This window comes from Salinibacterium sp. AL4.1, assembly GCF_059767305.1.
Genome location: NZ_JBSOQK010000001.1, coordinates 1,486,869 through 1,512,792 on the forward strand (window position 1 = coordinate 1,486,869; position 25,924 = coordinate 1,512,792).

Annotated in this window: 20 protein-coding genes; 11 read left to right on the forward strand and 9 right to left on the reverse strand. The window is 63.6% G+C overall.

Going from position 1 to position 25,924, the window contains the following annotated elements:
* Window positions 1-75: 75 nt before the first annotated feature.
* Window positions 76-936: a DNA-methyltransferase gene (locus ACWTV3_RS07245; RefSeq protein WP_498477501.1), complete on the forward strand. Its 861-nt coding sequence runs from the start codon at window positions 76-78 to the stop codon at window positions 934-936.
* Window positions 933-1,706 carry an HAD-IIA family hydrolase gene (locus tag ACWTV3_RS07250; protein ID WP_100387966.1) on the forward strand — a complete coding sequence of 258 codons (774 nt, stop codon included), beginning with the start codon at window positions 933-935 and terminating at the stop codon, window positions 1,704-1,706. Before ACWTV3_RS07245 ends, ACWTV3_RS07250 begins: the two co-directional genes overlap by 4 nt.
* Here ACWTV3_RS07250 and ACWTV3_RS07255 read toward each other — a convergent pair.
* The 3 genes from ACWTV3_RS07255 to ACWTV3_RS07265 are packed head-to-tail and all read right to left on the reverse strand — an operon-like array spanning window position 1,703 to window position 3,927.
* The gene (locus ACWTV3_RS07255; protein ID WP_498477502.1) at window positions 1,703-3,184 is read right to left on the reverse strand and encodes a septum formation family protein; all 1,482 of its coding nucleotides are present in this window, start codon (window positions 3,182-3,184) and stop codon (window positions 1,703-1,705) included. The genes ACWTV3_RS07250 and ACWTV3_RS07255 overlap by 4 nt on opposite strands.
* Window positions 3,181-3,732 (reverse strand): orotate phosphoribosyltransferase, encoded by a 552-nt coding sequence (gene pyrE / locus ACWTV3_RS07260; RefSeq protein WP_100387965.1) that lies wholly within the window; start codon window positions 3,730-3,732, stop codon window positions 3,181-3,183. The genes ACWTV3_RS07255 and pyrE overlap by 4 nt, the downstream gene beginning before the upstream one ends.
* 30 nt (window positions 3,733-3,762) lie before the next feature.
* Window positions 3,763-3,927, reverse strand: a complete 165-nt coding sequence (locus tag ACWTV3_RS07265) for a hypothetical protein (RefSeq protein WP_498477503.1) — start codon at window positions 3,925-3,927, stop codon at window positions 3,763-3,765.
* A 71-nt stretch (window positions 3,928-3,998) separates the two neighbouring features.
* Here ACWTV3_RS07265 and ACWTV3_RS07270 point away from each other — a divergent pair, with 71 nt between their 5' ends.
* On the forward strand, window positions 3,999-4,835 hold the full coding sequence (locus ACWTV3_RS07270; protein ID WP_498477504.1) for an exodeoxyribonuclease III: 837 nt from the start codon (window positions 3,999-4,001) through the stop codon (window positions 4,833-4,835).
* 3 nt (window positions 4,836-4,838) lie between these two features.
* Here ACWTV3_RS07270 and ACWTV3_RS07275 read toward each other — a convergent pair whose 3' ends face one another.
* Window positions 4,839-7,004 (reverse strand): ATP-dependent Clp protease ATP-binding subunit, encoded by a 2,166-nt coding sequence (locus ACWTV3_RS07275; protein WP_498477505.1) that lies wholly within the window; start codon window positions 7,002-7,004, stop codon window positions 4,839-4,841.
* A 118-nt stretch (window positions 7,005-7,122) separates the two neighbouring features.
* Here ACWTV3_RS07275 and ACWTV3_RS07280 point away from each other — a divergent pair, with 118 nt between their 5' ends.
* Together ACWTV3_RS07280 and ACWTV3_RS07285 are read left to right on the forward strand one after the other, a co-directional pair.
* Window positions 7,123-8,982, forward strand: coding sequence for an HSP90 family protein (locus ACWTV3_RS07280; RefSeq protein ID WP_498477506.1), 1,860 nt, complete (start codon window positions 7,123-7,125; stop codon window positions 8,980-8,982).
* Entirely contained in the window at window positions 8,979-11,786 is a 2,808-nt protein-coding gene (locus ACWTV3_RS07285) for a tetratricopeptide repeat protein (protein ID WP_498477507.1), read from the forward strand. Before ACWTV3_RS07280 ends, ACWTV3_RS07285 begins: the two co-directional genes overlap by 4 nt.
* Window positions 11,787-11,871: 85 nt before the next feature.
* Here the strand turns inward: ACWTV3_RS07285 and ACWTV3_RS07290 are convergent, their stop codons facing one another.
* Together ACWTV3_RS07290 and ACWTV3_RS07295 are read right to left on the reverse strand one after the other, a co-directional pair.
* Window positions 11,872-13,236 (reverse strand): NAD-dependent succinate-semialdehyde dehydrogenase, encoded by a 1,365-nt coding sequence (locus tag ACWTV3_RS07290; RefSeq protein ID WP_498477508.1) that lies wholly within the window; start codon window positions 13,234-13,236, stop codon window positions 11,872-11,874.
* A 141-nt stretch (window positions 13,237-13,377) separates the two neighbouring features.
* Window positions 13,378-14,973 carry a PucR family transcriptional regulator gene (locus tag ACWTV3_RS07295; protein ID WP_498477509.1) on the reverse strand — a complete coding sequence of 532 codons (1,596 nt, stop codon included), beginning with the start codon at window positions 14,971-14,973 and terminating at the stop codon, window positions 13,378-13,380.
* Window positions 14,974-15,135: 162 nt separating this feature from the next.
* Between ACWTV3_RS07295 and gabT the strand changes: the two genes are divergently transcribed.
* The 3 genes from gabT (at window position 15,136) to ACWTV3_RS07310 (ending at window position 19,484) form a co-directional block, all read left to right on the forward strand.
* Window positions 15,136-16,497 carry a 4-aminobutyrate--2-oxoglutarate transaminase gene (gene gabT, locus ACWTV3_RS07300; RefSeq protein WP_498477510.1) on the forward strand — a complete coding sequence of 454 codons (1,362 nt, stop codon included), beginning with the start codon at window positions 15,136-15,138 and terminating at the stop codon, window positions 16,495-16,497.
* Between the two features lie 118 nt (window positions 16,498-16,615).
* Window positions 16,616-18,082: an NAD-dependent succinate-semialdehyde dehydrogenase gene (locus tag ACWTV3_RS07305; RefSeq protein WP_498477511.1), complete on the forward strand. Its 1,467-nt coding sequence runs from the start codon at window positions 16,616-16,618 to the stop codon at window positions 18,080-18,082.
* A 265-nt stretch (window positions 18,083-18,347) separates the two neighbouring features.
* Window positions 18,348-19,484, forward strand: a complete 1,137-nt coding sequence (locus ACWTV3_RS07310; RefSeq protein ID WP_498477512.1) for a class I SAM-dependent methyltransferase — start codon at window positions 18,348-18,350, stop codon at window positions 19,482-19,484.
* Between the two features lie 54 nt (window positions 19,485-19,538).
* On the opposite strand, the gene ACWTV3_RS07315 is transcribed toward ACWTV3_RS07310, so the two are convergent.
* From ACWTV3_RS07315 to ACWTV3_RS07325, 3 genes are all read right to left on the reverse strand, one after another.
* The gene (locus ACWTV3_RS07315; protein ID WP_498477950.1) at window positions 19,539-22,445 is read right to left on the reverse strand and encodes an ABC transporter permease; all 2,907 of its coding nucleotides are present in this window, start codon (window positions 22,443-22,445) and stop codon (window positions 19,539-19,541) included.
* The gene (locus ACWTV3_RS07320; RefSeq protein ID WP_498477951.1) at window positions 22,445-23,146 is read right to left on the reverse strand and encodes an ABC transporter ATP-binding protein; all 702 of its coding nucleotides are present in this window, start codon (window positions 23,144-23,146) and stop codon (window positions 22,445-22,447) included. The genes ACWTV3_RS07315 and ACWTV3_RS07320 overlap by 1 nt, the downstream gene beginning before the upstream one ends.
* Before the next feature lie 71 nt (window positions 23,147-23,217).
* Window positions 23,218-23,796, reverse strand: coding sequence for a PadR family transcriptional regulator (locus ACWTV3_RS07325; protein ID WP_498477952.1), 579 nt, complete (start codon window positions 23,794-23,796; stop codon window positions 23,218-23,220).
* A 333-nt stretch (window positions 23,797-24,129) separates the two neighbouring features.
* On the opposite strand from ACWTV3_RS07325, the gene ACWTV3_RS07330 reads away from it, so the two are divergent.
* The 3 genes from ACWTV3_RS07330 (at window position 24,130) to ACWTV3_RS07340 (ending at window position 25,885) form a co-directional block, all read left to right on the forward strand.
* Window positions 24,130-24,702 carry a GNAT family N-acetyltransferase gene (locus ACWTV3_RS07330; protein ID WP_498477513.1) on the forward strand — a complete coding sequence of 191 codons (573 nt, stop codon included), beginning with the start codon at window positions 24,130-24,132 and terminating at the stop codon, window positions 24,700-24,702.
* 108 nt (window positions 24,703-24,810) lie between these two features.
* On the forward strand, window positions 24,811-25,257 hold the full coding sequence (locus tag ACWTV3_RS07335) for a nuclear transport factor 2 family protein (protein WP_498477514.1): 447 nt from the start codon (window positions 24,811-24,813) through the stop codon (window positions 25,255-25,257).
* A 10-nt stretch (window positions 25,258-25,267) separates the two neighbouring features.
* Window positions 25,268-25,885, forward strand: coding sequence for a class I SAM-dependent methyltransferase (locus tag ACWTV3_RS07340; RefSeq protein WP_498477515.1), 618 nt, complete (start codon window positions 25,268-25,270; stop codon window positions 25,883-25,885).
* Window positions 25,886-25,924 lie beyond the last annotated feature (39 nt).

Consider the following 25,924-nt stretch of genomic DNA (forward strand, 5'->3'; position numbering starts at 1 on the left):
CTTACGCCTGCTCATTTCTTTGCTCTCGCCGTTTGCACGCTATTAATCCAGTGCAGCGACTGTTAATCTCAGAGGATGCAGCCACCTTGGACTCCCGACGGCCCCGACCTTGTGGTGCACGGTGATAATCTTCCTGCGATCAGCGCCTTGCCCGACGAGAGCTTTCGGCTGATCTACATCGATCCCCCCTTCAACACCGGGCGCACTCAGCGCCGCCAAGCGATCAGCACCCAGCGATCAGCCGAAGGCAGTCGCACCGGCTTCGGCGGCAATAGCTACGACACCATCAAGGGAGTGCTCTACTCGTACGACGACACTTTCGCTGACTACTGGGAGTTTCTCGAACCCCGGCTTCAGGAGGCCTGGCGCCTTCTCGACGATCGCGGCACCCTCTACCTGCACCTCGACTACCGCGAAGTTCACTACGCCAAGGTCGCCCTCGATGCCCTCTTCGGCCGCGACAGCTTTCTCAACGAAATCATTTGGGCCTACGACTACGGTGCTCGTGCCACCAAAAAGTGGCCGTCGAAGCATGACACGATTCTCGTCTACGTCAAGAACCCCAAAAACTACTATTTCAACAACGAAGAAGTTGATCGCGAGCCCTACATGGCTCCTGGCCTCGTGACCGCCGAGAAGGCCGCCCGCGGAAAACTACCCACAGATGTGTGGTGGCACACCATCGTCTCCCCCACCGGCAAGGAGAAGACGGGTTATGCCACCCAGAAGCCCGAGGGCATTCTGCGGCGCATTGTTCAGGCATCCAGCCAGCCGGGCGATTGGGTACTCGACTTCTTTGCCGGCAGCGGAACCACCGGCGCCGTTGCTCAAGCGCTCAAGCGGCGCGTTGTGCTCGTAGAACAAAACCCCGCCGCGATTGAAATCATCACGAGTCGCCTCTCACCTGAGACTGCATTCGCTAAAGTGAGCGCATGAGAAATCGCGACGAAATCGAGTGCTGGCTCACCGACATGGACGGTGTGCTCGTACACGAGAACCACCCCGTGCCCGGCGCCGCCGAACTTCTACAGAAGTGGCGTGACGAAGAGAAGCCCTACTTGGTTCTCACCAACAACTCGATCTTCACCCCGCGCGACCTCAGCGCCCGCCTTAAGGCTTCTGGCCTCGACGTGCCCGAGTCCGCGATTTGGACCTCGGCTCTTGCCACAGCAGATTTCCTGAAGGAACAGATCCCCGGAGGCAGCGCCTTCGTCATCGGTGAGGCCGGAATCACGACCGCCCTTCACGAGGCCGGTTTCATCATGACTGAGACCAACCCCGACTACGTCGTGATCGGCGAGACCCGCAACTACTCATTCGAAGCCATCACCAAGGCCATTCGCCTCATTGGCAACGGCAGCCGCTTCATTGTCACTAATCCGGATGCCACTGGTCCGAGCGCCGACGGCCCCCTGCCCGCCACGGGAGCGGTCGCCGCTCTCATCACCAAGGCCACGGGACGCGAGCCCTACATCGTCGGCAAGCCCAACCCCATGATGTTCCGCTCGGCACTCAACAAGATTGGTGCGCACAGCGAGACGACCGGCATGATCGGTGACCGCATGGACACCGACATCGTCGCCGGCATCGAGGCAGGCCTTCACACCGTCTTGGTGCTCACGGGCATTAGCGACCAAAAAGAAATCGACCGCTACCCGTTCCGCCCGAACGAAGTTCTCGACAGCGTCGCCGACCTGCTGAACTAACTTTCAGGCGTTTGCGGTTGGGATACGGATGCCGTGAGGGCATCGTCTCCCGCTCGCGTGGCGAAGCAGTAGTAATCGCGGTTGCCGGCATCCCAGTCGTCGGCGGTCGCGGCGAAGCTGGTGACAATCTCGAGATCGGCAAATGATTGAGCGGCCGCGAAGTCGATAACGGAGTCGGTCGAGCAGGCCTGCGCCGTGCGTGAGGCCAGCGCTTCGGCATCCGGATACGGATCGGATGCCGCGTCGTCGAACTGACCGACCGTGAGCAGCTGGGCTGCGTGCGGTTGAGCGCAGTCGATGACGGTGTATTCCTGCTCCCACGCAGAAGCGAAAGGCTCAAGACATTCGCCGCCCGCGAGTTCATCCCACTGGTACGTGCCGGGCGCGACGGGCCCGACCACAGGAACAGTCTCGGTGGGAACAGCCGTGGGGGTTGCCGAGGCGGCAACGGCGGGTTCTATGGTGTCGCCGATGCGAGTGCCCAGCAAGAACAGGGCGACCAGCGCGAGCGCTGCAACGAGCCCGCCGCCGACCGCTAAGGCGATCATCTGGCCGCGTGGAATCGGGGGGCGCGGGGGCGGAGGAACGCGCTGCCGCACCACAACAGCCGACGAGGGCGCAGCGAGAACCTGGTCGTCGTACTCAACGAATTTGTCCTCACCAAAGAGGTCACCCACCGCGTCGTGCTCGACGGATTCCGCTTCCGCTGAAATTCCCGCGAGCGACTGCGCATTCATGACTTCGGTTGCACCATCGAGCGCAGGATCCACGGCGGGAGGCACGTGGCTCTGACGGCGAGTGGGCGCGGCCATTGCCGCAGTGGGAAGGTCAGCCACATCCATCGCTCCCGTGGGGAGATCGCTGATGTCCATCGCACCGGTGGGGAGGTCGGCCACATCCATTGCGCCGGTCGGGAGGTCGCTCAGATTCATGGCGCTCGTGGGTAGCTCGGCGATGTTCATCGCTTCGGTCGCGGGCGGTTCGACGAGCGGTGCCGGGGGCGAAGCCTGCTGCGACGCGGGCGGGGTCTCCCCCGCAACTGGCGGGAGCTTAAGCAGCCCGGGAATCTCTGGGGTCGCCGGGGGCGCCGCGGCGGCCGGAGTCGCGGGAGCGGGAGTGAGGGGAGGTAGCGGCACCTCGAGCGCGGTCGCTCCCGGAACGACGGGTGCGGGCGGTGCGACGGGAGGAACCGGCGGCGCTGCCGCGGCTGGCGGAACCGGAGGAACTGACGCGGCCGGAGGCATCACGGGCGGCGTAGCGGGAGACGGCGGAGCGGCGGGTGCTGCGGGTGCTGCCGCCTCGTCGATCTGGCGCGGCAGTACGCGGGTGGGTTCCTCAGGCTCGGTCGGCTCGGGGGGATTCGCAGGCGGAGTCGCCGGAGGAGTCTCGGGATCGCTCGGAGTCAGTCCCCAGTTGAAAGAGGACTGCCGAGGCTCGTTGCCGTTGCCGGCTCCCGAGGAGTTTTCTCCGGATGTCACGGAGTCAGCCCCAGTTCACCCAACCCAATCGCGGAGTAGTAGGGGTAGCCAGCAGCTTCGATGCGTTCCTTGGCACCCGTGTCGCGGTCGACCACAACGGCAACGCCGGCGATGATCGCGCCAACCTTTTCAAGAGCTTCGATCGCAGCGAGCGGCGAACCACCCGTGGTCGACGTGTCTTCGAGAACAATCACGCGCTTGCCTTCGAGCTCGGGGCCCTCAACTTGGCGGCCGCGGCCGTGATCCTTGGGCTCCTTGCGAACAACGAAGGCGTGATAGCTGAGGCCGCGAGCGGCACCCTGGTGAAGCATGGCCGAGGCGATCGGGTCGGCGCCCATCGTCATCCCGCCGACAGCAAAGATGTCGGGGATGTCCGCGATGAGGTCAATCATGACCTGGCCGATAAGGGGCGCGACACGGTGGTCGAGGCTAACTCGACGCATGTCGACGTAGTACGTGGCCTTCTTTCCGCTCGTCAAAGTGAAGTCGCCGTGGAACACGGCATCGGCGGAAATGTGCTCAATGAGCTGCTGCTTGGCGTCGGTCACGAGTACAGAATACCCATTGTGGGCAAAGCCTTAGAGGCTGCTCTGGCCCAGAATCAGCAAAGCGCCCGACAGAACGACGCCGATAAAGCCCAAGATAGCCACGATGGTGGCGTTGCGACGGTCGAGCCGATCGGCCCGTTCTGCGTCTTTAAGGCACTGCTCCGCTTCGTCGTCTACGAGGGTGAGCGGCTGCATGTTTCGACTCTACGGTGCGGCCCTGACACTGTCGTCGCCCAATACAGGGGTAGACCTATTACCGTTGAACCATGCGCATTGCCACCTGGAACGTGAACTCCATCAGAACCCGAGTTGGTCGCGTCGTCGACTGGCTTCTTCGCGAAGATATTGACGTTCTCGCGATGCAAGAAATCAAGTGCAAGCCGGAGCAGTTTCCGATGGACGCCTTCACTGAGGCTGGCTACGAGGTCGAACTCCACGGGCTCAACCAGTGGAACGGCGTCGCGTTCGCGAGCCGTCTCCCGATGGATGACGTGACCGTCGGTTTCGACACCCAGCCCGGTTTCGGCAAGCCCCTCGATGACGGCACCGTGCCCATCGAAGCCCGCGCCATTGGCGTCACGGTCGAAGGCGCGCGCCTCTGGAGCCTGTACGTGCCCAACGGCCGCGAGCTCGATAACCCGCACTACCCCTACAAGCTCGAATGGCTCGCCAATCTCAAGACCCAGGCCGCCCAGTGGATGAGCGAGAACCCCGAGCAGCCGTTAGCGCTCATGGGCGACTTCAACATCGCCCCCTTCGACCACGACGTCTGGGACATCACGGCGTTCGAGGGCAAGACTCACGTGAGCGACGCCGAGCGCGCCGCCTTCCGCGCCTTCGAAGAGGCCGGGATGATCGACGCTCTCCGCAGCCGCAACATCGAGGGCTACACCTACTGGGATTACCAGCGCCTGCGCTTTCCCCGCAACGAGGGCATGCGCATCGACTTTGTGATGGGCTCACCCGCGTTCGATGAACTCGTCACCGAAGCATCCATCGACCGTGAAGAGCGCAAGGGTGATGGCCCGAGCGACCACGTTCCCGTCGTCGTCGATCTCGCGATCGATACCGAGAACGACGACGATCGGCCGATGTTTCTGTAGCCGCTAGGCCGGAGCAGCGCCGGGGCCGCGCGTAACCTGCAGGCCATCGCCACCGCTGGCGAGCCCCACGAGCACGGTGTCTCCATCGCGAATGTGACCGGCGAGCAACGCCTTGGCGAGCTTGTCGTCGATTTCGCGCTGCATGAGGCGGCGTAGCGGACGCGCACCGTAGATCGGGTCGTAGCCGCGCTCGGCGAGCCAGCTGCGAGCATCCGGAGTCACCGCCAGTTGCAGACGGCGATCGGTGAGGCGCTTGCTGAGACGGTCGATGTCGAGCTCAACGATCTGGCTGAGATCGTCGGTCGACAGCGGCTGGAACACCACGATGTCATCGAGACGGTTGATGAACTCGGGCTTGAACGACTTACGCACGAGGTCGTCGACGGCGGCCTTGCGAGCATCCCACGGCAACTCTTGGTCGGTGATGAACTGGCTGCCCAAGTTGCTGGTCAGAATAAGAATCACGTTGCGGAAGTCGACTGTGCGGCCCTGACCATCGGTCAAGCGCCCGTCGTCGAGCACCTGGAGAAGAACGTCGAAGACCTCCGGATGCGCCTTCTCGACCTCGTCGAGCAGGATCACCGAATAGGGGCGCCGACGAACGGCCTCGGTCAACTGACCGCCCTGTTCGTACCCGATGTAGCCGGGAGGGGCACCGACGAGTCGCGAGACGGAGAACTTCTCGCCGTACTCGCTCATGTCGATGCGTACGAGAGCTTTCTCGTCGTTGAAGAGGTACTGGGCCAGGGCCTTGGCAAGCTCGGTCTTTCCAACGCCGGTGGGGCCGAGGAACAGGAAGGATCCGGTGGGGCGGTCGGGATCGGAAATGCCGGCGCGGGTACGGCGCACAGCTTCAGAAACGGCCTGCACGGCATCCTTCTGGCCGATGAGGCGCTTGCCGAGTTCTGCTTCGAGGTGAAGCAGCTTCTCGGTCTCGCCCTCGGTGAGTCGGTCGACCGGGATGCCCGTCCACGCCGCGACGACGGCAGCGATGTCTTCCTCGGTCACCTGGTCATTGACCATGCGCGGGCCGGTGGGCTCGTTGCTTTCGGCCGTAGCAATTGCTTCTTCGATCGCGGGGATCGTCTCGTAGTTGAGCTTGGAGGCCTTCTGGTATTCACCATCGCGCATCGCACGGTCAAGTTCGATGCGAGCGTCGTTGAGGCGAGTCTTGAGGTCGCCGACACCCGTGAGGCTCGACTTTTCGAGCTTCCAGCGTGCTTCGAGTTCACTCAAGTGCTTGCTCTGCACGGCGAGGTCTTCGCGCAGTTTGGTCAAACGAGCCTTCGAGGCGTCGTCTTTTTCTTTCTTGAGAGCGAGCTCTTCAATACGCAGTCGATCAACGGCACGCTTGAGCTGGTCGATCTCGACGGGCGAAGAATCGATCTCCATTTTGAGACGGCTCGCGGCTTCATCAATCAGGTCGATTGCCTTGTCGGGAAGTTTGCGCCCGGAGATGTAACGGTTGCTGAGTGTCGCTGCTGAGACGAGTGCAGAGTCCGCAATCGCAACCTTGTGGTGCGCTTCGTAGCGCTCCTTGAGCCCACGAAGAATCGCGACGGTGTCTTCGACCGACGGTTCGCCAACGAACACCTGCTGAAAGCGACGCTCGAGTGCGGCATCCTTCTCGATGTATTGACGGTACTCGTCGAGGGTCGTTGCCCCGATGAGGCGCAGTTCACCGCGGGCGAGCATGGGCTTGAGCATGTTGGATGCCGCTACCGAGCCGTCGCCGCCGCCCGCGCCCATGAGGGTGTGCAGTTCGTCGATGAAGGTGATGATCTCACCGTCGGAGTCTTTGATCTCTTTGAGAACGGCCTTGAGGCGCTCTTCGAACTCTCCGCGGTACTTGGCGCCAGCGACGAGCGCGGCGAGGTCGAGAGAGATGAGCTGCTTGTCTTTGAGCGAGTCGGCAACGTCGCCCGCGATGATGCGCTGAGCGAGACCTTCCACGACGGCCGTCTTGCCGACGCCGGGCTCACCTATCAGTACCGGGTTGTTCTTGGTACGCCGGGTGAGCACTTGGCTCACTCGACGAATCTCGGAGTCTCGCCCGATTACAGGGTCGAGCTTGCCGCTGCGGGCAATCTCGGTGAGATTGACCCCGTACTTCTCGAGAGCACTCTTCTGCTCTTCGTCGGTACTTGGGGCACCCTGCATGTTCGCCATTAAAAACCCTCCACAAACTTGAGTTAAGACGACTCAAGTTTACACCCGCTCGAACGCTTATGGCTAGAGAAAGGCTATGCGCTTCGGGCGATCAGGAAAGAAGTGAGAGAATTTATTAGTGCACGCTGAGTCCCCGAACGATCTCCAGTCCTTTCAAGTGAATCTCACGGGGGTCGTCGACCTCCTGAGCAAGCACATCTACTCCAGTCCGCGCGTGTATTTGCGTGAGCTACTGCAGAACGGACGCGACGCCCTGGCCGCGCGTGCCGAGCTCGAAGGCGCTGACGCGAGCCGCGGCATCCGCATCACGCCCCTCAGTGAACACAACGACACGTTCCAGTTTCAGGATGACGGTGTCGGGCTCACTGCTGACGAGATGACCGAGCTGTTGTCGACCGTGGGCCGATCATCCAAGCGCGACATCTTTGACCTGCCGCGCAGCGACTACCTCGGCCAGTTCGGCATCGGATTGCTCAGCTGCTTCATGGTGGCCGACCAGATTGTGATTCAGTCGCGCTCCGCTCGCGGCTCAGCCCCGGTCGAATGGGTCGGCAATAGCGACGGAACGTTCAGCGTGCGTGAGCTGGAGGGCGACCTACCCATCGGCACCACCGTGTCGCTCAAGCCGCGCTTCGATCAGCACGACCTGCTCAGCACCCCCACCGTGTTGTCGCTCGCCCGCACTTTCGCCGAGTTCTTGCCCGTGGGCGTGCGCGTTGACTTGCCCGGCGGCGGCAGCGAGACGGTCACGCACGAGGCTCCGTTCCTTGAGGCTCACACGGCATCGGCTTCCGACCTGCTCCGGTACGGCAGCGAGCTGCTGGGCGTTGAGCCCTTCGCAGCGATCCCACTGAGCGTGCCCGGAACGAACACCACCGGCGTCGCCTACGTGCTGCCGATTTCGCCACCACCGGGAGCGCGCCAGGCTAACCGCGTTTATCTCGGCCGCATGTTGCTGAGCGAAAACGTGGATGCGCTCGTTCCCGACTGGGCGTTCTTCGTGCGCGTCGTGCTGAACAGCACCGCTCTCACCCCCACAGCGAGCCGCGAATCACTCGTCGACGACGACATCCTGGAGCACACGCGCACCGCCATCGGCTCCGTGCTGCGGCAGTGGGTGCTCGAGATGGCGACCCGACACCCGGCGCAGTTGAACGACTTTGTTCAGATTCATGCGCTCGCCCTCAAGTCGCTGGTGATTCACGACGAAGAGCTCGCGAAGTTCATCACGCCCTGGCTCAGCGTCGAAACCACTCTGGGACGCATGACCATCGAAAGCCTCACTCGCGATCACACCCAGTTGCGCTACGCCGAAACGGTCGACGAGTTTCGCCAGATCGCCAGCATCGCAAGCCCCGACCGTCCCGTGATCAACGGCGGCTACATCTACGACACCGATATAGCGCGGATGCTGCCGAAGATTGTTGACGGCCTCACCGTCGACCGCGTGAGCGTGCTTGACGAGCTCGACTTTCTCGCGGTGCCGCCGCTGGAGGTGCGCAGCGTCGTCGCGAAACTCGAAGACCGTGCCAGCGCCGTGCTCGCTGATGCCAACTGCGCCGTGATCGTGCGCGGGGTGCCCGCCGCCGATGTCACGGGCCTGTACTTGGCCGACCCCGAAGTGCTGCGCTCCATCGACCGCCGCACCGCCCGCGAGATTAGCCGCCCGGGGCTGTGGCAGAACGTGCTCGGCAAGATGGATGCCTTCGCCGAAGACCGCCTCGCGAGCGACGGCACCAGCAAGAGCCTCGCGCGGCTGTGCCTCAACTGGAACAATCCCGTTGTCGTCACCCTCTCGACCCTGCGCGACGACGCCGTCTTCTCCCGCACTATCGAGCTGCTCTACGTTCAAGCACTGCTCACGAGCCAACGCCCCCTCAGCGTGCGCGACCGCGCCATGATGACCAATTCCATGTCAGACCTGATTGCCATGAGTGTCGCACTCGGTGATTCCCTCCCAGAAAGTTCTCCCCTATGAGCGCCGACCGCATCAACGAACTGTTTAGCGAAATCGATTCCCTGCCTTTCGGCCCTGAAGAGCGCGCCCGAGTCGAAGAAGCGATCGCCTTGGCCATTGAAATTGGCGATGAAGAGCTCGAATACAGCGCGCGCATCCGTTTGACGACATCGGCAAACATGATGGGCGACACCGAAGCACTTCTCGCTTCGTTCGCGTGGTGCCTTGCCAAACACGACTCTGATCCGGTGCGCTTTCCCGGCGGTGATTCGCAGAACGGTGCGGGGTTGATGTGGCAATTCAAGTGGATCGCGGCCACCCTCGCCAGCTCACCAATCTTCAGCATCGACGACATGAACGCCGCTCTCGTCGACATGGAGTCGCACTACCGCCAGGCTGGCCTCGGCCAGAGCGGCGTGCTCACGTCGCAGTTCAAAACTGCGTGGTCCCTCGGGGAGCTCGAGCGCGCTGAAGAACTTCGCGCCCAGGTCGTGGCCACCCCCCGCGACGAGTTCAGTCACTGTGAGGCATGCGTACGCAGCGAAGACAGCGCCTTTCTCGCAGAGTTGGGCCGCAACGACGAAGCCGTCGCTCTCCTCGACGAGCTCATGGAAGGCGGCTACAGCTGCGGCGACGAGCCCGAACAAGCGCTCTCGCGCGCCCTTCTCCCCCTCCTGCGCGTCGGTCGTCTTGACGATGCCAAGGCCGCTCACTTTCGCAGCTACACGCTCGCTCGAGACAACCCCGACAACCTCTCCATCATCGCCAACCACCTCATCTTCTGCGCCATCACCGGCAACGAAGCGCGCGGACTCGCGATGCTCGAACGCCACCTCTCGTGGTTCGTGCACGACCAGCTCAACGCCAGCGGGCAATTCTCCGGACTCGTCGCTGCCGGAGTACTGCTCGATGCAGTCACCCGCGCCGGCTTCGGCTCTCAAACTGTTCGCGGCGCCGAGAACAGCGAGCTCGTCGGGCTCTTCGGCGAACACGACGGCCCGTGGACGGCGGAAGAACTCGCGACGGTGGTGTGGGCCACCGCGGCACAGCTCGGCGACCAGTTCGACGAACGCGCCGGCAACCACTATCGCGCCGGCCGCATCCAGAAATCTCGCGAACTCGCGAACGAACACTTCGACCTGCCCCTCACAAGCGAGACTCTCGCCCTAGAGACCCCGGCTGACGACGAACCGACGGATGGCGCGGGCTGGTTGCTGCGCGCCGAAGAGCTCATCGCCATTGGCTGGATGGCTCCCGCGCTGCATGCAGCGCGCACCGCGGTAACGATGACGACGGGCGAAGAGCACACGGCTGCGCTCAGTGCCCTGATTGCACGACTCGTGGCCTCGGGCGATCTGGCCGAAGCGGAAACCGTGCTTGCCACCCGCATTCCCGCCCTGCGCGAGCACGGCGACGACGCGCAAGCGTCGCTCGAAGAGCTTCTCGGCCTCTCTCTGTTTGGCCGCGCCGAACAGGACGACCTCGATGCCCTCCGTATCGCTGTCGACGCGTCAAGCGCCCTCGCTCCCGCCCAGCAAGCGGATCTCGAATTGTCGCTCGTGAGCGTATTGCTGCGGGGCGAGGAGCCGAACCTCGAAGCGGCAGCGGAGCTCGCTGCCATCGGGCTCGGCCACGCCAAAGAAGCGGAGAAGCCACACCTTCGCGAGCACGCGCTGCGGTATCTCTCCGATCTCGCCGCGAGCGTTGGCGACACCGATGGGGCTCTCGCGTACCTCGACGAGCTCGAGAGTTCGACAGCTGACCGTGGAGTCCTGGCACAAGCGCACGCGTTGCGGGCTCGCATCTTGGGCGGCAGCGGTCAATTCGCCGAGGGAGCCGCAAGCGCTGATGCCGCCGCAGCATGCGCTCACGCAATCGACGCGGTCGGTCCCCTGCACGACATGACCATTCTTGCCGGCCGGCTCTATGACGAGGCAGAAGCGTTCTCGGATGCCGCCAGCCGGTTCCGTCTCGGAATCCGCTACGCCGAACGCCTTGAGATCGACACCGTGGGGGCACGCTACGCACTCGGCCGTTCCCTGGTTCGCGCCGGCGAGTCATCCGAAGGCATCGACCTGCTGCTGTCGCTCTATGAAGAGGAAACTGCCGCTGAGGCCCCGGCGGGAAGCCGTGGCGAGACCCTCTACTGGCTCGGCCACGGCTTCGCGGATGCCGGTGAACCCGGCTCCGCTGTAGGCACGTGGGAGACCGCGACCGAGCTCTACCTCGAAGCCGAAGACACCCAGAGCGCGGCACGCACACTCGCCGACAACGCTGGGCTACACGCGCAACACGGCGATCACGACAGTGCTGCGGCGTTGCTTGAACAGGCAGTGACCCACGCCCGAGCCACCCCCGAGAACCTCAATCTTCTCGTGCGGGTGCTTCACCAGTCGGGCCGCGCGCACGCTGAGGCGGGTAAGAAAGTCGGCCTCAAGCAACTCGATGAGGTGCTTGCTCTCGCGACGGAACACGGCGCCGACTGGTTGCACGCCGATGTCACCGACTCAAAGGCGCGAGCTCTCGCTAGCCTCGGCAAGCCCAAGAAAGCCGTCAGCCTGGCCCTCACCGCTGCCGACGAATACCGTGCTGCTGGAGACCCCATCGCTGGAGCCAACTGCGAACGCTTTGTTGCGAGTGTTCTCGCCGCCGAAGGCCGTCACGATGAAGCCGTTGCCGTGCTGAACTCGGTAATGGAGCAGACCGGCGAGCACGCTCAATTGCGTCAGATCACCGCGTTTGATCTCGCCGAGAGCCTCGAGAAGCTGGGGCGAACGTCGGATGCTGCTGCCGCGCGCGCGATTGCGGAGGGCGCCAACGCCTAGAACCAAGGCGACTTCCGGTCGCACGCAAAAAGGCCCCGGTCGCGACTGCTCAGTGCAGCGCGGCCGGGGCCTTTTTACGCAGTGATTACGGGCGCTTAACCAGCTTGCGGTTCATGAACTCGTCGATGCCGTGAGCGCCAAGTTCGCGACCGGTGCCGGAGTTCTTGACTCCGCCGAAGGGCAGCTCGGGAGCATCCGCCCCGACCTCGTTGATGTAGACCATGCCAGCGTCGATGCCGTCAGCGAGGCGGTCGGCCTGGTCGGCATCCGTCGTGAAGACGTACGAACCGAGCCCGAACGGCGTTGCGTTGGCAAGCGTGATGGCTTCTTCTTCGCTGCTCACGCGGTGCAGCTGAGCGACCGGTCCGAAGAACTCCGTGATGTAGGCGGGGTTTTCGGGGCTGATGTTTTCGAGCACGGCGGGAGCGAACTTGGTGCCGTCGCGCTTGCCGGTTCCGACGCGCAGAGTGGCACCAGCGGCGACAGCCTCGGCGACCTGCTCTTCGAGTCCCTTGGCCGCGGCGACTGAACACATCGGGCCGAGCTCGGTGCTCTCGTCCATGGGGTCTCCCACGGTGATCGCTCCCATGGCGGCACTGAACTTCTCAGCGAACTCTTCGTAGAGCGAGTCGATGATGACGAAGCGCTTGGCTCCGTTGCAGGCCTGACCGTTGTTGTCGACGCGAGCGGCGACAGCGGCCTCGACCGTGGCATCCATGTCGTCCGTCGACATGAGGATGAACGGGTCAGAGCCACCCAGTTCGAGCACGCTCTTCTTGAGGTTCGCGCCGGCGGCGGCACCCACGATGGCACCGGCACGCTCGGAGCCCGTGAGGGACACTCCCTGGATGCGCGGGTCGTCGATCATCGCGGCAATCTGGTCGTTGTCGGCGAGAACATTTTGGTAGCCGCCGACCGGCAAACCGGCTTCGTGAATGAGAGCTTCGAGCGCCGCCGAGGACTCGGGGCACTGCTGCGCTGGCTTGACCAAAACGGGGTTGCCGAGAATGATGCTGGGACCCGCAAAGCGAGCGATCTGGTAGATCGGAAAGTTCCACGGCATGATGCCCAAAACGGGGCCGATGGGGCTCTTACGAATCCACGCGGTACCGGCTCCGGACGGAATTTGCTCGTCGGCGAGAAACTCTTCGGCGTTGTCGGCGAAGTAGCGGAAAATGTCGGCCGAGAACTCGACTTCACCGACTGCTTGAGCGAGCGGCTTGCCCATTTCGCGAACGATAATTTCGCCGAATTCAGCGGAGCGCTCGGCGAGCAAATCGGCAATGCGCGTGACGATTGCGGCCCGCTCTTTTACCTGATCACGGTTCATTCCGCCGTTGTACTCGGAGTGCGCAGCCGCGACGGTCTGCTCGATGACTTCATCACTCGCGGCGGGGTGTGCGGTGCCCTCTTCGCCGGTGTAGGGATTGATCACTTGAAAAGTCTTCATGAGAGGTTCCTCGCTGCTCGAAAAGGACCGGCGACGCCGCCGAGAATTGTTCGTAGGCTACATGCGAAATCCTGAAAATTGGAAGTCAGAGTTATTGCGGGGCGCGGTGAGGGGCGGTCGCGGCTCGCACAAGTGGCGCGGCTAGGCGCCGTTTTCGCCGAGGTCAATCGCGGCCAACATCGCCCACAATTCGGCCCGGCCCTGGAAGGTGTCGAGGCTCAGATTGGTGAGCTCCGAGAGCCGCTGCATCCGCGACTTCAAACCGTGCCGGTGGATGCCCAGCTCCCGCGCCGCGGGATCCCACTGGCCGTTGTGCCGCAGCCACACTTGCGCGAACCGCAGCAGCCCGATTCCCTCGTCGGATTCGATGACGCTCGCGAGCCGAGCGTGAGCAATATCGGCGACCGAACTCGATGCCAGCAGGCCGAAGAAACTCTCGCCCACGAGACTCGCGAATTCGGTGACCGTCGCGGGCGGCGATGCTTCGAGCGAGCGCACGGCCTGAGTGATCGCGACGGTGAGTTCGGGCCAGCCAACCTCGGCCGAAAGACCGACAGTGAGGTCGCTCGCGGCAAAGAACCGACGTTCGGCGGCGAGCTGCTTGGCGTCGATCAGCACGAGCAAGTGCCGCCCATCTGCCACGGCGAAAATGCGACTGTCCGCACGCGCCGCCTGCCGCTCGAGCACGTCACGCACGCTCGCGCTCGTCTCACTGAGATCGAGCGCCGCCACCGCAAACCGGTCAGCCGGCAGCTCGATGCCCGCCACCCGCACCGCACGCCGCACGCTGTCGACCCGGCCATCCTTGAGCAGCTGGAACAACTGCTCCAGAATCGCCCGATGCCCCACCCGCAGGTTCTCGGTCTGCTCGAGCGACACCTCGGCGAGCGCCGCTAACACCGTCATGACCGAACGATCGAGCGCCCCGAATTCGGTGTCGCGGGCCCACGCGATAGCGCCACACAGCCTCCCGGTGGAGCCGAGAGTCTGCACGACGCGATGCTCGTCCACTGCGTCATCAGCGACGCGCGCGCGACGGGCCCGACCCAGCAGGTCGGCGACTGACCGGCGGATGTCGGGGGCGGCATCCAGCGACCGTCGCGTGTGGCTGTCGCGGTGGGGTTCATTCACGAGCTCACCGTCGGCGTCGAAGATCCACACTCGGCAGTCGAGGTGTTCGGCGGCGCTGATGGCGGCGGAGCTCAAGCGCCCCTTGCCCACGGCAGCGCGCGCGATGTCGTTTTGGGCGGCGAGCGCGCGGTCGAATCCGGCGCGAGTTTGTTCGGCTTCGTTGTCGGCGACGAGGCGACTGATGGCGATGAACGGGATGCGGTACGGCACTTCGAAGAGCGGCAGGCCGGCCGAGGCGCAGGCGGCGACAAGCCCCGCGGGCACTCCGTGGGTGATCACTTCGGTGCCGAAACCGATCGCGGCGACGCCGGCGGCCACGAGCCGGGCGACGTAGGAATCGAAGTCGGCCCCGGCGGTCGGATCGGCGGGCGGGGTGGCTGACGGGTCGCCAGCAGGTCGACCGGCTTCCCCGGAGGTCGAGCTAGCGCTGTCGACGAATTGGCGGCCGGTCGTGAGCAGCAACTGGCCCTCGGAAACGAACGGCGTGGGGTCGTTGAGGTCGGAGTTGTGCACCCACGTAACCGAGCGATCGAAAGCGGTCGAATCGGTGAGCGGGCGCAGCGCAAGGCGCTCGGTCGCGATGATCTCGTTGAGGGGTGTGGGCATGGCAATCCTCCTGCTGCCATTCTGTCACTTACCGCCGCATATATTGCCATTCTGGGAGTGTTGCGCTGGCCATCCGCGCACTAGGTTGAACCCAACGTTTTCGCACGACCCGCCCGCCCTCGACGCGCACGAGTCATCTTCACAGATTGGATCCCGGTGGCCATGGCTACTTCTTCTTCCGCCCCCACTGCCCCGCTCGGCGGCCCCTCGCTTCCGCAGAAGCGCGAACTCGTCACCACCATTCCCGGCCCCCGCTCGCAGAAAATGCTGGAGCGCAAGAAGCAGGCTGTTCCCTCCGCGATCGGCATCACCCTCCCCGTGTTCGTCGAAGCTGCCGGTGGTGGAGTGCTTCGCGACATCGACGGCAACACCCTCATCGACTTCGGTTCCGGCATCGCCGTGACCGGTGTCGGCAACTCGGCCCCTGCCGTCGTCGAAGCCGTGACCGCGCAGGTCGCCCAGTTCACCCACACGTGCTTCATGATCAACGGCTACGAGGGCTACATCGAGGTCGCTGAGAAGCTCAACGAGATCACCCCCGGCACTCACGAGAAGCGCACCGCGCTGTTCAACTCGGGCTCCGAAGCTGTCGAGAATGCCATCAAGATCGCCCGCTACTTCACCGGCAAGCAGGCCGTCGTTGCCTTTGACCACGCGTACCACGGTCGCACCAACCTCACGATGGGCCTCACCGCCAAGTCGATGCCCTACAAGAGCGGCTTTGGCCCCTTCGCCCCCGAGCTCTACCGTGCCCCGATGTCGTACCCGTTCCGCGATGGCGGAATCAGTGGTGAGGATGCCGCAGCGCGCGCCATCCTTCAGATCGAGAAGCAGATCGGCGCCAGCAACCTCGCCGCGATCATCATCGAACCCATCCAGGGCGAGGGTGGCTTCATTGAGCCCGCCCCCGGATTCCTCCCGGCACTCGCCGAGTGGGCCACCGCCAACAACGTGATCTTCATCGCTGACGAAGTACAGACCGGCTTCGCTCGCACGGGAGACCTCTTCGCTTCGAACCACGAGAACCTCGTTCCCGACATCATGGTGACCGCCAAGGGCATCGCCGGCGGCCTCCCGCTTTCGGCTGTCACCGGCCGGGCCGATGTCATGGATGCCGCCCACGTCGGCGGACTCGGCGGAACGTACGGTGGAAACCCCATCGCCTGTGCCGCAGCGCTCGCCACCATCCGCACCTTCGAAGAGTCGGGCGCCATCGAGCGTGCCCGCGAAATCGGAACCGCGTTCCGTGGTCGCCTCAACGGCCTCCGCGCCGGCGACCCCCGCATCGGAGACGTTCGTGGCCGTGGCGCGATGATCGCCATGGAACTCGTTGACCCCACCACGAAAGAGCCCGACGCGGCCCTCACGTCGAAGGTTGCGGCTGCAGCGCACGCCGCCGGTGTTGTCGTGCTGACCTGCGGAACCTATGGCAACGTCATCCGCTTCCTCCCGCCGCTCTCGATCTCTGACGAGCTCATCGCTGACGGCCTCGACGTCGTTCGCGACGCTCTCGCCAAGGCCTAGTTCACCGCAGCGGGCACTGAGCGCGCGCTCAGTGCCCGCCCATCCGGCGCCAAGCCGAAGCTCAGCTAGCGCTGTTTGACTGACTCGCAGATTTTCCACCACGAAAGGTGCTCACCGCATGACGAACTCCACCGAATCCCAGCTTCTCGAAGCCGTGCCGAACCAGCTCTTCATCGGCGGTGAGTGGGTTGCCGCAACGGGCAGCAAAACTCTCGACGTGACCGACCCCGCTACCGGCAAGGTCATCAGCACCATTTCGGATGCCTCGGCAGACGACGGCATGCGCGCGCTCGACGCGGCCGTTGCCGCTCAGGATTCCTGGGCCGCGACTCCCGCTCGCGAGCGTGGCGAGATTCTGCGCCGAACTTTCGACCTCGTGCAGAAGCACCGAGAAGACATCGCTCTGCTGATGACGCTCGAGATGGGCAAGCCGCTCGCCGAGGCCAACGGTGAAGTCACCTACGGCGGCGAGTTCTTGCGCTGGTTCAGCGAAGAGGCCGTGCGCATCTCGGGTCGCTTCGGCAACACCCCCGAGGGCACCGGTCGCATGATCGTGTCGCAGCGCCCGGTTGGCCCGTGCTTCCTTATTACGCCGTGGAACTTTCCGCTCGCGATGGCGACACGCAAAATCGCGCCCGCGCTGGCCGCCGGTTGCACGGTCGTCGTGAAGCCCGCCGCGCTCACTCCGCTCAGCACTCTGTTCTTGGCGAAGCTGTTCGAAGAAGCTGGCCTGCCGGCTGGCGTGCTCAACATCGTCACGACCTCGAGCTCCTCTGAAGTCTCCGAGCCGATCATCGCGGACTCGCGCCTGCGCAAGCTCTCATTCACCGGCTCCACCCCCGTGGGCAAGGCGCTCATCAAGCAGGCCTCCGAAAACGTTCTGCGCACCTCGATGGAACTCGGCGGCAACGCCCCGTTCGTCGTCTTCGATGACGCTGACCTCGACAAGGCAGTAGACGGCGCAATCGCGGCCAAGTTCCGCAATATCGGCCAGGCCTGCACCGCCGCCAACCGTTTCATCGTGCACAGCTCGGTTGCCGCCGAGTTCGCCGAGAAGATTGCTGCTCGCGTTGCCGACATGAAGATCGGTCGCGGCACCGAAGACGGCGTCAACATCGGCCCGCTCATCAACGACAAGGCCGTGGACAAGGCCGACGAGCTGGTTCAGGATGCAGTGAAGCGCGGCGCAACTCTCGTCTCCGGCGGCAAGCGCGTCGAAGGCGATGGAAGCTTCTATGAGCCCACGATCGTTTCCCACGTTCCCGCCGACAGCGACATCCTGCGCGAAGAAATCTTCGGACCGGTTGTCTCGATCGTCGAGTTCACCGACGAAGCCGAAGGCGTGCGCCTTGCGAACGACACCGAATATGGTCTCGTCTCGTATGTGTTCACCGAAAGCCTTGCGCGCGGAAACCGGATGATCGACGCCCTCGACACCGGCATGATGGGCCTCAACGTGGGCGTGCTCTCCAACGCGGCAGCACCCTTTGGTGGCGTCAAGCAGTCCGGCATCGGTCGCGAAGGCGGCTCGGAAGGCATCCACGAGTACCTCTCTACTAAGTACACGCTCGTTCCCAACAGCTAATGTGCAACTGCATCCCGTCGGCGCATATAGAGGAATGCCCTCTGTGCGTTGACGAGCCCCACATCACGCGCGGCTACAACTAGATTCCCGTGAGCGAGTGGCCCCACCTAGTGCCGGGGCTGCTCGCTTTCTGGGTTAAGGGGCTCTGCCTGCGGTGCGCTGGGGTCGCTCACTTCGGCGAGCCGGGCTGGCACAAGGCGCTCGGCTACGCTTGAGGCTCCGCCGCACACGTTGTTTGCGGTGCCGCGCCACCGAAAGAGCCCCCATGTCTGAGCACTTGTTCGCCACTCTGCGACGTTGGCCCGACGTGGAAGCCCCTAACCTTTTTGCGGTGGATGCCAGTGACCGCCTCATTCTTGATGAGGCTGCTCCGCAGTTGGCCGACATCCAACCCGGCGAGCTCGTCGTGATGGGCGACAACTATGGGGCACTCACACTGGGTGCTGTTTCGTTGCACGACTGCCGAGGCATCCGCGTGTTTCAGGATTCGCTGGTTTCGGAGTTGGCCCTGGCCGAGAACGCGGGCGACCTTGCCCCCCAGTACACGTCGCACACCTTGGGCGCCGAGCTGCTGTCGGGCGCCCGCCTGGTGCTGATGCAGTTGCCCCGCAGCCTGGCCGAGTTGGATGAGTGGGCTCAGGCCATTGCCCGCTTCGCGTCGCCTGACGTGGTCGTGATTTCGGGCGGTCGCATCAAGCACATGACCTTGGCGATGAATGAGGTGCTCGCCCGTTCCTTCGATGACGTAAACGCTGGTCGTGCCCGCCAAAAGTCACGCACGCTCACGTCGCTGGGCCCGCGGCGCGACGGTACCGAAGCTCGCTACCCGGTGACATCGGTGCTGCGCGAACCCGAGCTTCCCGTCGATGAGCTCACGGTGAGCGCCCACGGTGGCGCTTTCGCCGGGGCCACCCTCGACATCGGCACCCGCTTTCTCATGACGTTCCTACCCGAGATGAAACCGGATGCTGCCACCGCCGTCGACCTCGGCAGCGGCACCGGAGTGCTCGCCGTTTCGCTCGCCCTCGCCCGCCCCGACCTGCACGTGGTTGCCGTTGACCAGTCCATTGCCGCCGTCGCATCGACCCGCGAAACGGCCGACGCGAACGGAGTCGGCGCCCGCGTCGAGGCCGCGCGCGAAGACGCCCTCACCGAACGGCCGACGGCCAGCGCTGATCTGATTGTGTGCAATCCGCCGTTCCACACCGGCGCCACCGTGCATGCGGGCGTTGCGCTGCGGATGCTGGCTGACGCCCGCCGCGTGCTCAAACCCGGCGGCGAACTGTGGGTCGTCTTCAACACGCACCTTGGATACCGCGACTACCTGAATCGCACCGTCGGCCCCACCCGCCAGGCCGGACGCAACAGCAAGTTCACGGTGGCGGTGTCGGTGCGCGAGTGAGCCTGAGCGACTGATAGTTGTGTGCTTGCGCGAGCACTGTCTTCCGGCGAGCTGTTAGTCGATGACTCTCCGCGTGACGGGCAGCGCCGGCCGGGCGACGATGAGGACAGCACCCAAACTTGCGGCGATGATCACTATGGCAAGGGCGCTTTGAAGGCCCCACAGCGGCACCGTCTCCAGCCAGGCGCCACCGATTCCTGTCGCTCGATTCCACGCAATCTGGTAGCCGCCGAGCGAGATTCCCGCGATTATTCCGAGGGGCAACCCAGTTGCAAGAATCAGGAGGCCTTGACTCAGTGCGAATCGACGCAGGAAGCGCGCTGAAGCACCGACAGCGCGCATAGTGCTGACGTCGTGTGCTGTTTGAGACTTTGCGAGTAGTAGCGAGATAGTGGCTGCTGCAACAGCGAGCGCTGCGAGCAGGGCGACTGGCACAAGAGCGACGTCGCGCCCCCAGGGGCGGTAGCTTTCCGGCTCTCCCATCCGCACGAGTGACGTGTGTTGGTCAATGAGTGCACGGATTTCGTCCAGTTGCGCTGGGGTGAGTTCGTGGCTGATCGTGATGGCCTCCCCGACATACTCCCATTCTGTGACTCCGATTTCGTTCGCGGTTGCCGGAGTGATGGTGGTGGTGAATGCGTAGCCTCGGAGGAACACGCCCGGCAGCTCGACGAATCGTTCAGCGTTCTCCTCGTTGGGGAGCACGTCTGTCGAGATCGCAATGCGGACAGTCCCGTCGGGAGAAATCCGTGCTGCATTGTTGACAACGACTCCGCCGTTCTCCAGCACCACTGCGGCAGCTGCCGCTCCGCTCAGCCCGGACGCGCGGAGGGCATCCCCACCCATAACCCCTGCATCAGACCCACCCCACCATGGGATCGAGTGCGATGGAGTGTAACCACGCTCCCATGTCGTGCACACAAGAGGAGCATCCACCGTGACGGCCGAGGCGGCGTCAGGGATGAGACCTGCTGGGCACTCTCGGCCTGGTGGCTGCACGGCGGCGAAATGCAGCGCAGAGTCGGCACCGTTCAGCGATGGAGAATAAATCGGCTCGTGCCCGGTGATCGCTAGCGAGTCTTCGAGCATGGTGATCGCGTCGGTGATCACTAGTCGATCTACGGCATCGCTCACGGGAACTTGTGCGCCGAGAATGAAGCGACCATTTTGCACCATCTCTCCGGTGTTATCGCGGTCATTTGCCGCCGTGGAACCAATGGCGACAATGAGGTACGACGCGGCACAGGCGGCAACGAGCACTGCCGTCGCTGCGGATACGAATCGGGATCTGTGCTCCACTGCGTCGCGAAGCGCGAGCCGCGGAGCAATCGGCAGACGCACGGCCAAGCGTGCGCCGACCTGCGGAAAGAGGCGTACCAGCAGCAGGATACCGGCAACTGCGAGCACGAGAGTCAGCAGAAGTAGAATTACCGCTGGCATCGCTGACGCGGAAATTGTGCCGGGTGGAGTGTATTCGTCGGAGACATCGCTGACGGTGGCCAGCCCGAACATCCCGGCAGCGACCGAGCCGGCCAGAGCGACCGGCGCGGCGATGGCGCGGAGACGCGCATTGCGCGCACCGGAAGGATGCGAGGTCGTTGCTCGGTCTTTGAGCGCGTCGACCGGATTCAACCGTGCTGCCTTTGCGGCGGGGATGAGTGTGGCGACGAGACCGAGAATCATCGCGATCCCGATTCCGACCGGGATGATCCACCAGGGAAATGTGCTCACAAGGTCGCGTTGCTGCGGCATCCACAGGTTTGCCAGGAAAGCAGCCACAATTCCCAGCGCTGCCCCGAGTGTTCCGCCAGCGGCACCGATCACGAGTCCTTGCGCGTTGACAATTCGTCGCAGGTCCCGCGGGGTGGCTCCGGTGGCTGCGGCTAGACCGAGCGTGCGCCGGGATTGATCAGTGGCGACGGTGAAGGCGGGGGTGATGAGGAGAAGCACAAGGGCGCTGCCGAGTGCACCGGTGAGTAGGATGCCGGCGAGCTGGGCGAGCATGGCGCTTACATTGACCGGCACCGGGTACAGCTCATCCGACGATGGATAGTTGGTGAGCACATATCGAGAGACGGCGAACGCTTGAAGTTTGTTGATCGAGATCGCTTGTTCCCAGATCACCGGCTCGTCACCGACAACTAGCCAGTGGCCGTCAATCCCGGCCGTATCGGCAGTCACGAGACGGGATATCCACCCTTCCTGCGCCCACACCTGTGAGGTTTCGCCCTCAACAATGCCCGCTACTCGGTACCCACGCTGGGCGTCCTGAACTGCGTCACTAATCCGCCCATCGGTGCTGTACCAGCCGTTAAAGGGCGGGGCAATGACGGCCACCTCGTCAGAGACCACGAGGTTCAGCCGCTGCGCGAGTGCTGCCGTCACAACGATCTCGGTGTTGTTCGTTGGGGCCGTTCCTGATTCAAGGGTCGGCAACAGCAACGAGAGCGCTTCGCTGCCGGCTTCCTGCAGTTGTGTCGCGGCGATCCCGGCGAGGTCCGTCTCCTCGTCAATGCCAACGCCTGCTGTCGTTTCCTCTCCGGGGGCAAGAACCGTGGCGGTCGTCATGAGAACCTGCGGCACATTCCAGTACGGCAAAAGTTGTGAACCGGATGCTAGCGAAGCTGCGAGCTCTGCTTCGCTCGCCGGCACCTGCTCCAAGTCATCCACCCAGGGGCCCGGCGCCCCTTCAGGCACCTGGGCAAACGGCGCATTAGTACGAGTGATCGCCGTCGCAGTGATAACTGCCTGCGCACCATCCGGGATCCCGGCGAGAGCCACATCCCTTGCGGGAGGGGCGGCACTGAGCAATGCGATACCGGCGACAAGGGCCGTGATCGGCAGCGCAACGAGAAGCGTCGACAGCACGGTGCGAATACGATGCCGGGAGGCATCACGGCGCGCTAGTCGAAGAGCGGCACGCCATGGATTCCACGCCAACGCCCAGGATCGTCCGATCATCACCGGGCCGACTCTGTGAGAAGGTCATCAGCATTCGAGGGTCCAGTGGTATCAGCGATCCGTCCATCGCGTAGAAACACTGTTCGGTCTGCCCACGCCGCAAATCGCGCCTCGTGAGTGACCATGAGGACTGCCGCTCCCGTATCCGCTCGCTCCCGCAAAAGATGCAGGATTGCGGTGCCCGTCGCCGAGTCCAATGCGCCGGTGGGCTCGTCGGCGAGAACGAGCCGTCGATCTCCGATGAGCGCTCGCGCGATGGCAACACGCTGAGCCTGGCCGCCAGACATGTCCTCCGGGCGGCGATCAGCCAACTCGACGACGCCGACCTCGTTGAGCACGACGTTCGCGGCGGCGCGCGCACGACCCACAGACCATCCGTCGAGTTCCAGAGGGAAGGCAACGTTCTCGGCTGCCGTGAGGGCGGGCAAGAGATTGAAGTCTTGAAAAACATAGCCGATCGAACGTCGGCGCAACACGGCACGTTCGGCGACGCTCAACGCACCTAGACTCGCGCCTTCCACCACGACGTCTCCGGATGTCGCAACGTCTAGGCCACCCGCAAGATTGAGCAAAGTGGATTTGCCGGAACCTGATGGCCCCATAATCGCGACGAACTCACCGGCCTCTACCGTGAGGTCGGCGCGGTCCAACGCGATCACTTCACGCGCGTCAATGCCGTGCGTTCGCGTCGCGTTCCGCATCTGGAGCACGGGCTGCGTTTCATCAGCAACACTTGAGGTCACTGCGTCAGCACGCTTCCGCCTACGGCCGATCATCGAACCTGCCCTGCCGCTCTCGGCTGGGCGACGGCCGGAGCCTCGCTTAGCGTGGAAGGAGTGGCTCTGGCGCGGGCGACCTCCTCTTCAACAGCGTCGAGCCAACGCAGCTCCGCTTCTGTCGCGAAGATGTGATTGTCGAGCACCAACCGAGCCGCAAGTTCGCCTGAAAGCACTGCTCGTCGAGCTCGTGTCACATCGTGCAAAAGTCGCTGCATGGCAGAACGCTGACGCTGAATCAGCAGAGTTACATCGACTCCGGGCGCATCGACGGCGAGCGCAATTTTCACTATGAGTTCGTCTCGGCCACGCTGTTCGCGGTCGACCGGCCGCGCCCACCAGCGCTCTAGCTCGGCGCGACCTGCGGTAGTGAGCTTCCACGGTTCTGCAACCGAATCGTCGGACTCGTCTCGCTCGACAAGCGCATCGCGCGAAAGCCGCTGCAGTGTCGAAGAGACCTGCCCGATGTTTAGCGGCCACGTCTGACTCGTCGTGCGGTCAAAGTCTTTCTTCAATTGATAGGTCGTCGATTGCCCGCGTTCAAGTAGCGCCAATAGCGCGTGCTTCACTGACATCATTCTCCGATCACAACAATAGGGTTACCCAGTAACCATAGTTACTGGGTAACCCTTCGCGCAAATGTTTGTGCGGGCGTTGCTTTGCGGATGCTGGTTGACGCCCGCCGCGTGCTCAAACCCGGCGGCGAAGAGCACTGGAGTGGCAGGATCGTTAACAGCAGAACCCCGGCCGTGTGACCGGTCCTCTTACGAGGACTACAGGGACGGATCCGGGGTGTTGAATACAACACTAAAGGCAAGCGGGTCAGTGGTCAACGCTCTGAGCGGAGTTGGTCATGGCAGCATTATGCCGTCGTTCGAGCCCGCTGAGAAGAGAGGCTAGAGTCCCCAGTGAAGCGCATCTACGATTGCGGCATGGTCGATGTTCAGATCCGTCCGGCGCGCATCGAAGACGCGCGCGATATCGCCGTCATTCATGTGGAGACGTGGCAAGCCACCTACCGCGGACTACTCCCCCAGCACATTCTCGATGCCATGCAGGCTGACGATCGTACGGCCAGATGGTCGCGATGGATCGAATCGTCATTATCGGGGCGACCCACCGACGGCGAGTCTGGCCCCTCTCATCGGCTGCTGCTGGCTGAGGTCGACGGTCGTGCCGCAGGGTGGGCATCCTTCGGCGGCGGAAGAGACGATGGAGCGACGCATCTTGGGGAGCTCGCAGGGGTGTACGTGCACCGTGACTTATGGTCGCGAAAAATTGGACATGCACTTCTCCAACGAGTGCATCAGGAACTACGCGCCGAAGGTTGGCAACAGGCGTACTTGTGGGTACTGAGCGGCAACAACCGCGCTATCCAGTTTTACGAGAGGCACAATTGGCACGCTGACGGGGAGGAGAAAGTTGTTGACGCTGGCCGAGCTGGAACTCTTCACGAGTTGCGCCACTCCCGCCAGCTTTAGCAAGCAGCAGATGCGCCTCACGCATATACGAGCGCCTTCGCCCGCCTTACCTATCAAGGCGACATCCGAATCGGATCAGCGCGCCCGTTCGGTGGTAGCTTCATCCGCATGACTCTGGAGCAGCGGGTGCAACGGCTAGAAGATCGCGCAGCCCTGGAAGAGCTCGCAGCGTCGTACTGTCGCGGCGCAGATGCGAGAGATCCTGCGATGTTCAGCGCGGTGTGGCACGAGGACGCAGTTTGGGATGTCGGTACCCACGTCTTCCACGGACGACCAGAGATCATGTCCGCGGTTGCACACCAGTGGTCGACGTTCCAGAACATGCAGCACTGGACTTCCAACTCCCGCTACGACATTGACGGCGATCACGCGACCGGCGAGCATGACGTCGCCGCCCTCACCACGCTCGCGGATGGTACCTCTGTGTTGAGCGGCGGCCGCTATCTCGACGAATTCGAGCGGCGCGACGGCGTCTGGCGCTTCACGAAACGCGCGGCAAGCGTTCTGACAACCGTCACTCTTTCTGCCCCGGACCAGGTGAAGCCTCCGGCCTAAGCTGAAGATCATGAGCAATGAAATCGGCGCTGCGTATTCGCTGCGGGCACCGGAATACGTCGAGAGGTTCGGATCGATGGGTGCCGTGCATCCCGAAGATCGCGATTTTGTCGAGATGTGGGCTCGCAGTATCCAGCCTGGCGGCAACGTCATTGACGCCGGATGCGGTCCGGGTCAGTGGACGAACTTTCTCGCCGAGCAGGGGTTAGAAACCCGCGGTATCGACTTGGTGCCCGAGTTCATCGAGCGCGCTCAGCGTTCCTACCCCGAAGTCGACTTCGCAACCGGATCGCTCAACGCACTCGACGTTCCGGATGAGTCGCTCGATGCAGTGCTCGCTTGGTTCTCTTTGATCCACCACGAGCCCGCCGACATCCAGCTCCCGCTCCAGGAATTTCGCCGCGCACTTCGCCCCGGTGGCACTCTGCTCATCGGGTTCTTCGAAGGCCCCGTTGTTGAGCAGTTCGCGCATGCTATTGCTCCGGCATACCGCTGGTCGGTGGACGCCCTTAGCGACGAGCTACACGCGGCGGGCTTCAACGTCGACACTTCGCAGGTTAGGCGTCCAACGGGCGAGCGGCCTCAAGCGGTGATCGTCTCGCACCGCCGAATGAGGATACTGCCATAGGCGAGGCTGGACTCCGACCGATCGAAGCGACCTCCATTG

Coding starts and splice junctions, on each gene's coding strand:
- ACWTV3_RS07245 (WP_498477501.1), top strand. CDS start 76: ATGCAGCCACCTTGGACTCCCGACGGCCCCGACCTTGTGGTGCACGGT.
- ACWTV3_RS07250 (WP_100387966.1), top strand. CDS start 933: ATGAGAAATCGCGACGAAATCGAGTGCTGGCTCACCGACATGGACGGT.
- ACWTV3_RS07265 (WP_498477503.1), bottom strand. CDS start 3,927: ATGCAGCCGCTCACCCTCGTAGACGACGAAGCGGAGCAGTGCCTTAAA.
- ACWTV3_RS07270 (WP_498477504.1), top strand. CDS start 3,999: ATGCGCATTGCCACCTGGAACGTGAACTCCATCAGAACCCGAGTTGGT.
- ACWTV3_RS07275 (WP_498477505.1), bottom strand. CDS start 7,004: ATGGCGAACATGCAGGGTGCCCCAAGTACCGACGAAGAGCAGAAGAGT.
- ACWTV3_RS07285 (WP_498477507.1), top strand. CDS start 8,979: ATGAGCGCCGACCGCATCAACGAACTGTTTAGCGAAATCGATTCCCTG.
- ACWTV3_RS07290 (WP_498477508.1), bottom strand. CDS start 13,236: ATGAAGACTTTTCAAGTGATCAATCCCTACACCGGCGAAGAGGGCACC.
- ACWTV3_RS07295 (WP_498477509.1), bottom strand. CDS start 14,973: ATGCCCACACCCCTCAACGAGATCATCGCGACCGAGCGCCTTGCGCTG.
- gabT (WP_498477510.1), top strand. CDS start 15,136: ATGGCTACTTCTTCTTCCGCCCCCACTGCCCCGCTCGGCGGCCCCTCG.
- ACWTV3_RS07305 (WP_498477511.1), top strand. CDS start 16,616: ATGACGAACTCCACCGAATCCCAGCTTCTCGAAGCCGTGCCGAACCAG.
- ACWTV3_RS07310 (WP_498477512.1), top strand. CDS start 18,348: ATGTCTGAGCACTTGTTCGCCACTCTGCGACGTTGGCCCGACGTGGAA.
- ACWTV3_RS07315 (WP_498477950.1), bottom strand. CDS start 22,445: ATGATCGGACGATCCTGGGCGTTGGCGTGGAATCCATGGCGTGCCGCT.
- ACWTV3_RS07320 (WP_498477951.1), bottom strand. CDS start 23,146: ATGCGGAACGCGACGCGAACGCACGGCATTGACGCGCGTGAAGTGATC.
- ACWTV3_RS07325 (WP_498477952.1), bottom strand. CDS start 23,796: ATGTCAGTGAAGCACGCGCTATTGGCGCTACTTGAACGCGGGCAATCG.
- ACWTV3_RS07335 (WP_498477514.1), top strand. CDS start 24,811: ATGACTCTGGAGCAGCGGGTGCAACGGCTAGAAGATCGCGCAGCCCTG.
- ACWTV3_RS07340 (WP_498477515.1), top strand. CDS start 25,268: ATGAGCAATGAAATCGGCGCTGCGTATTCGCTGCGGGCACCGGAATAC.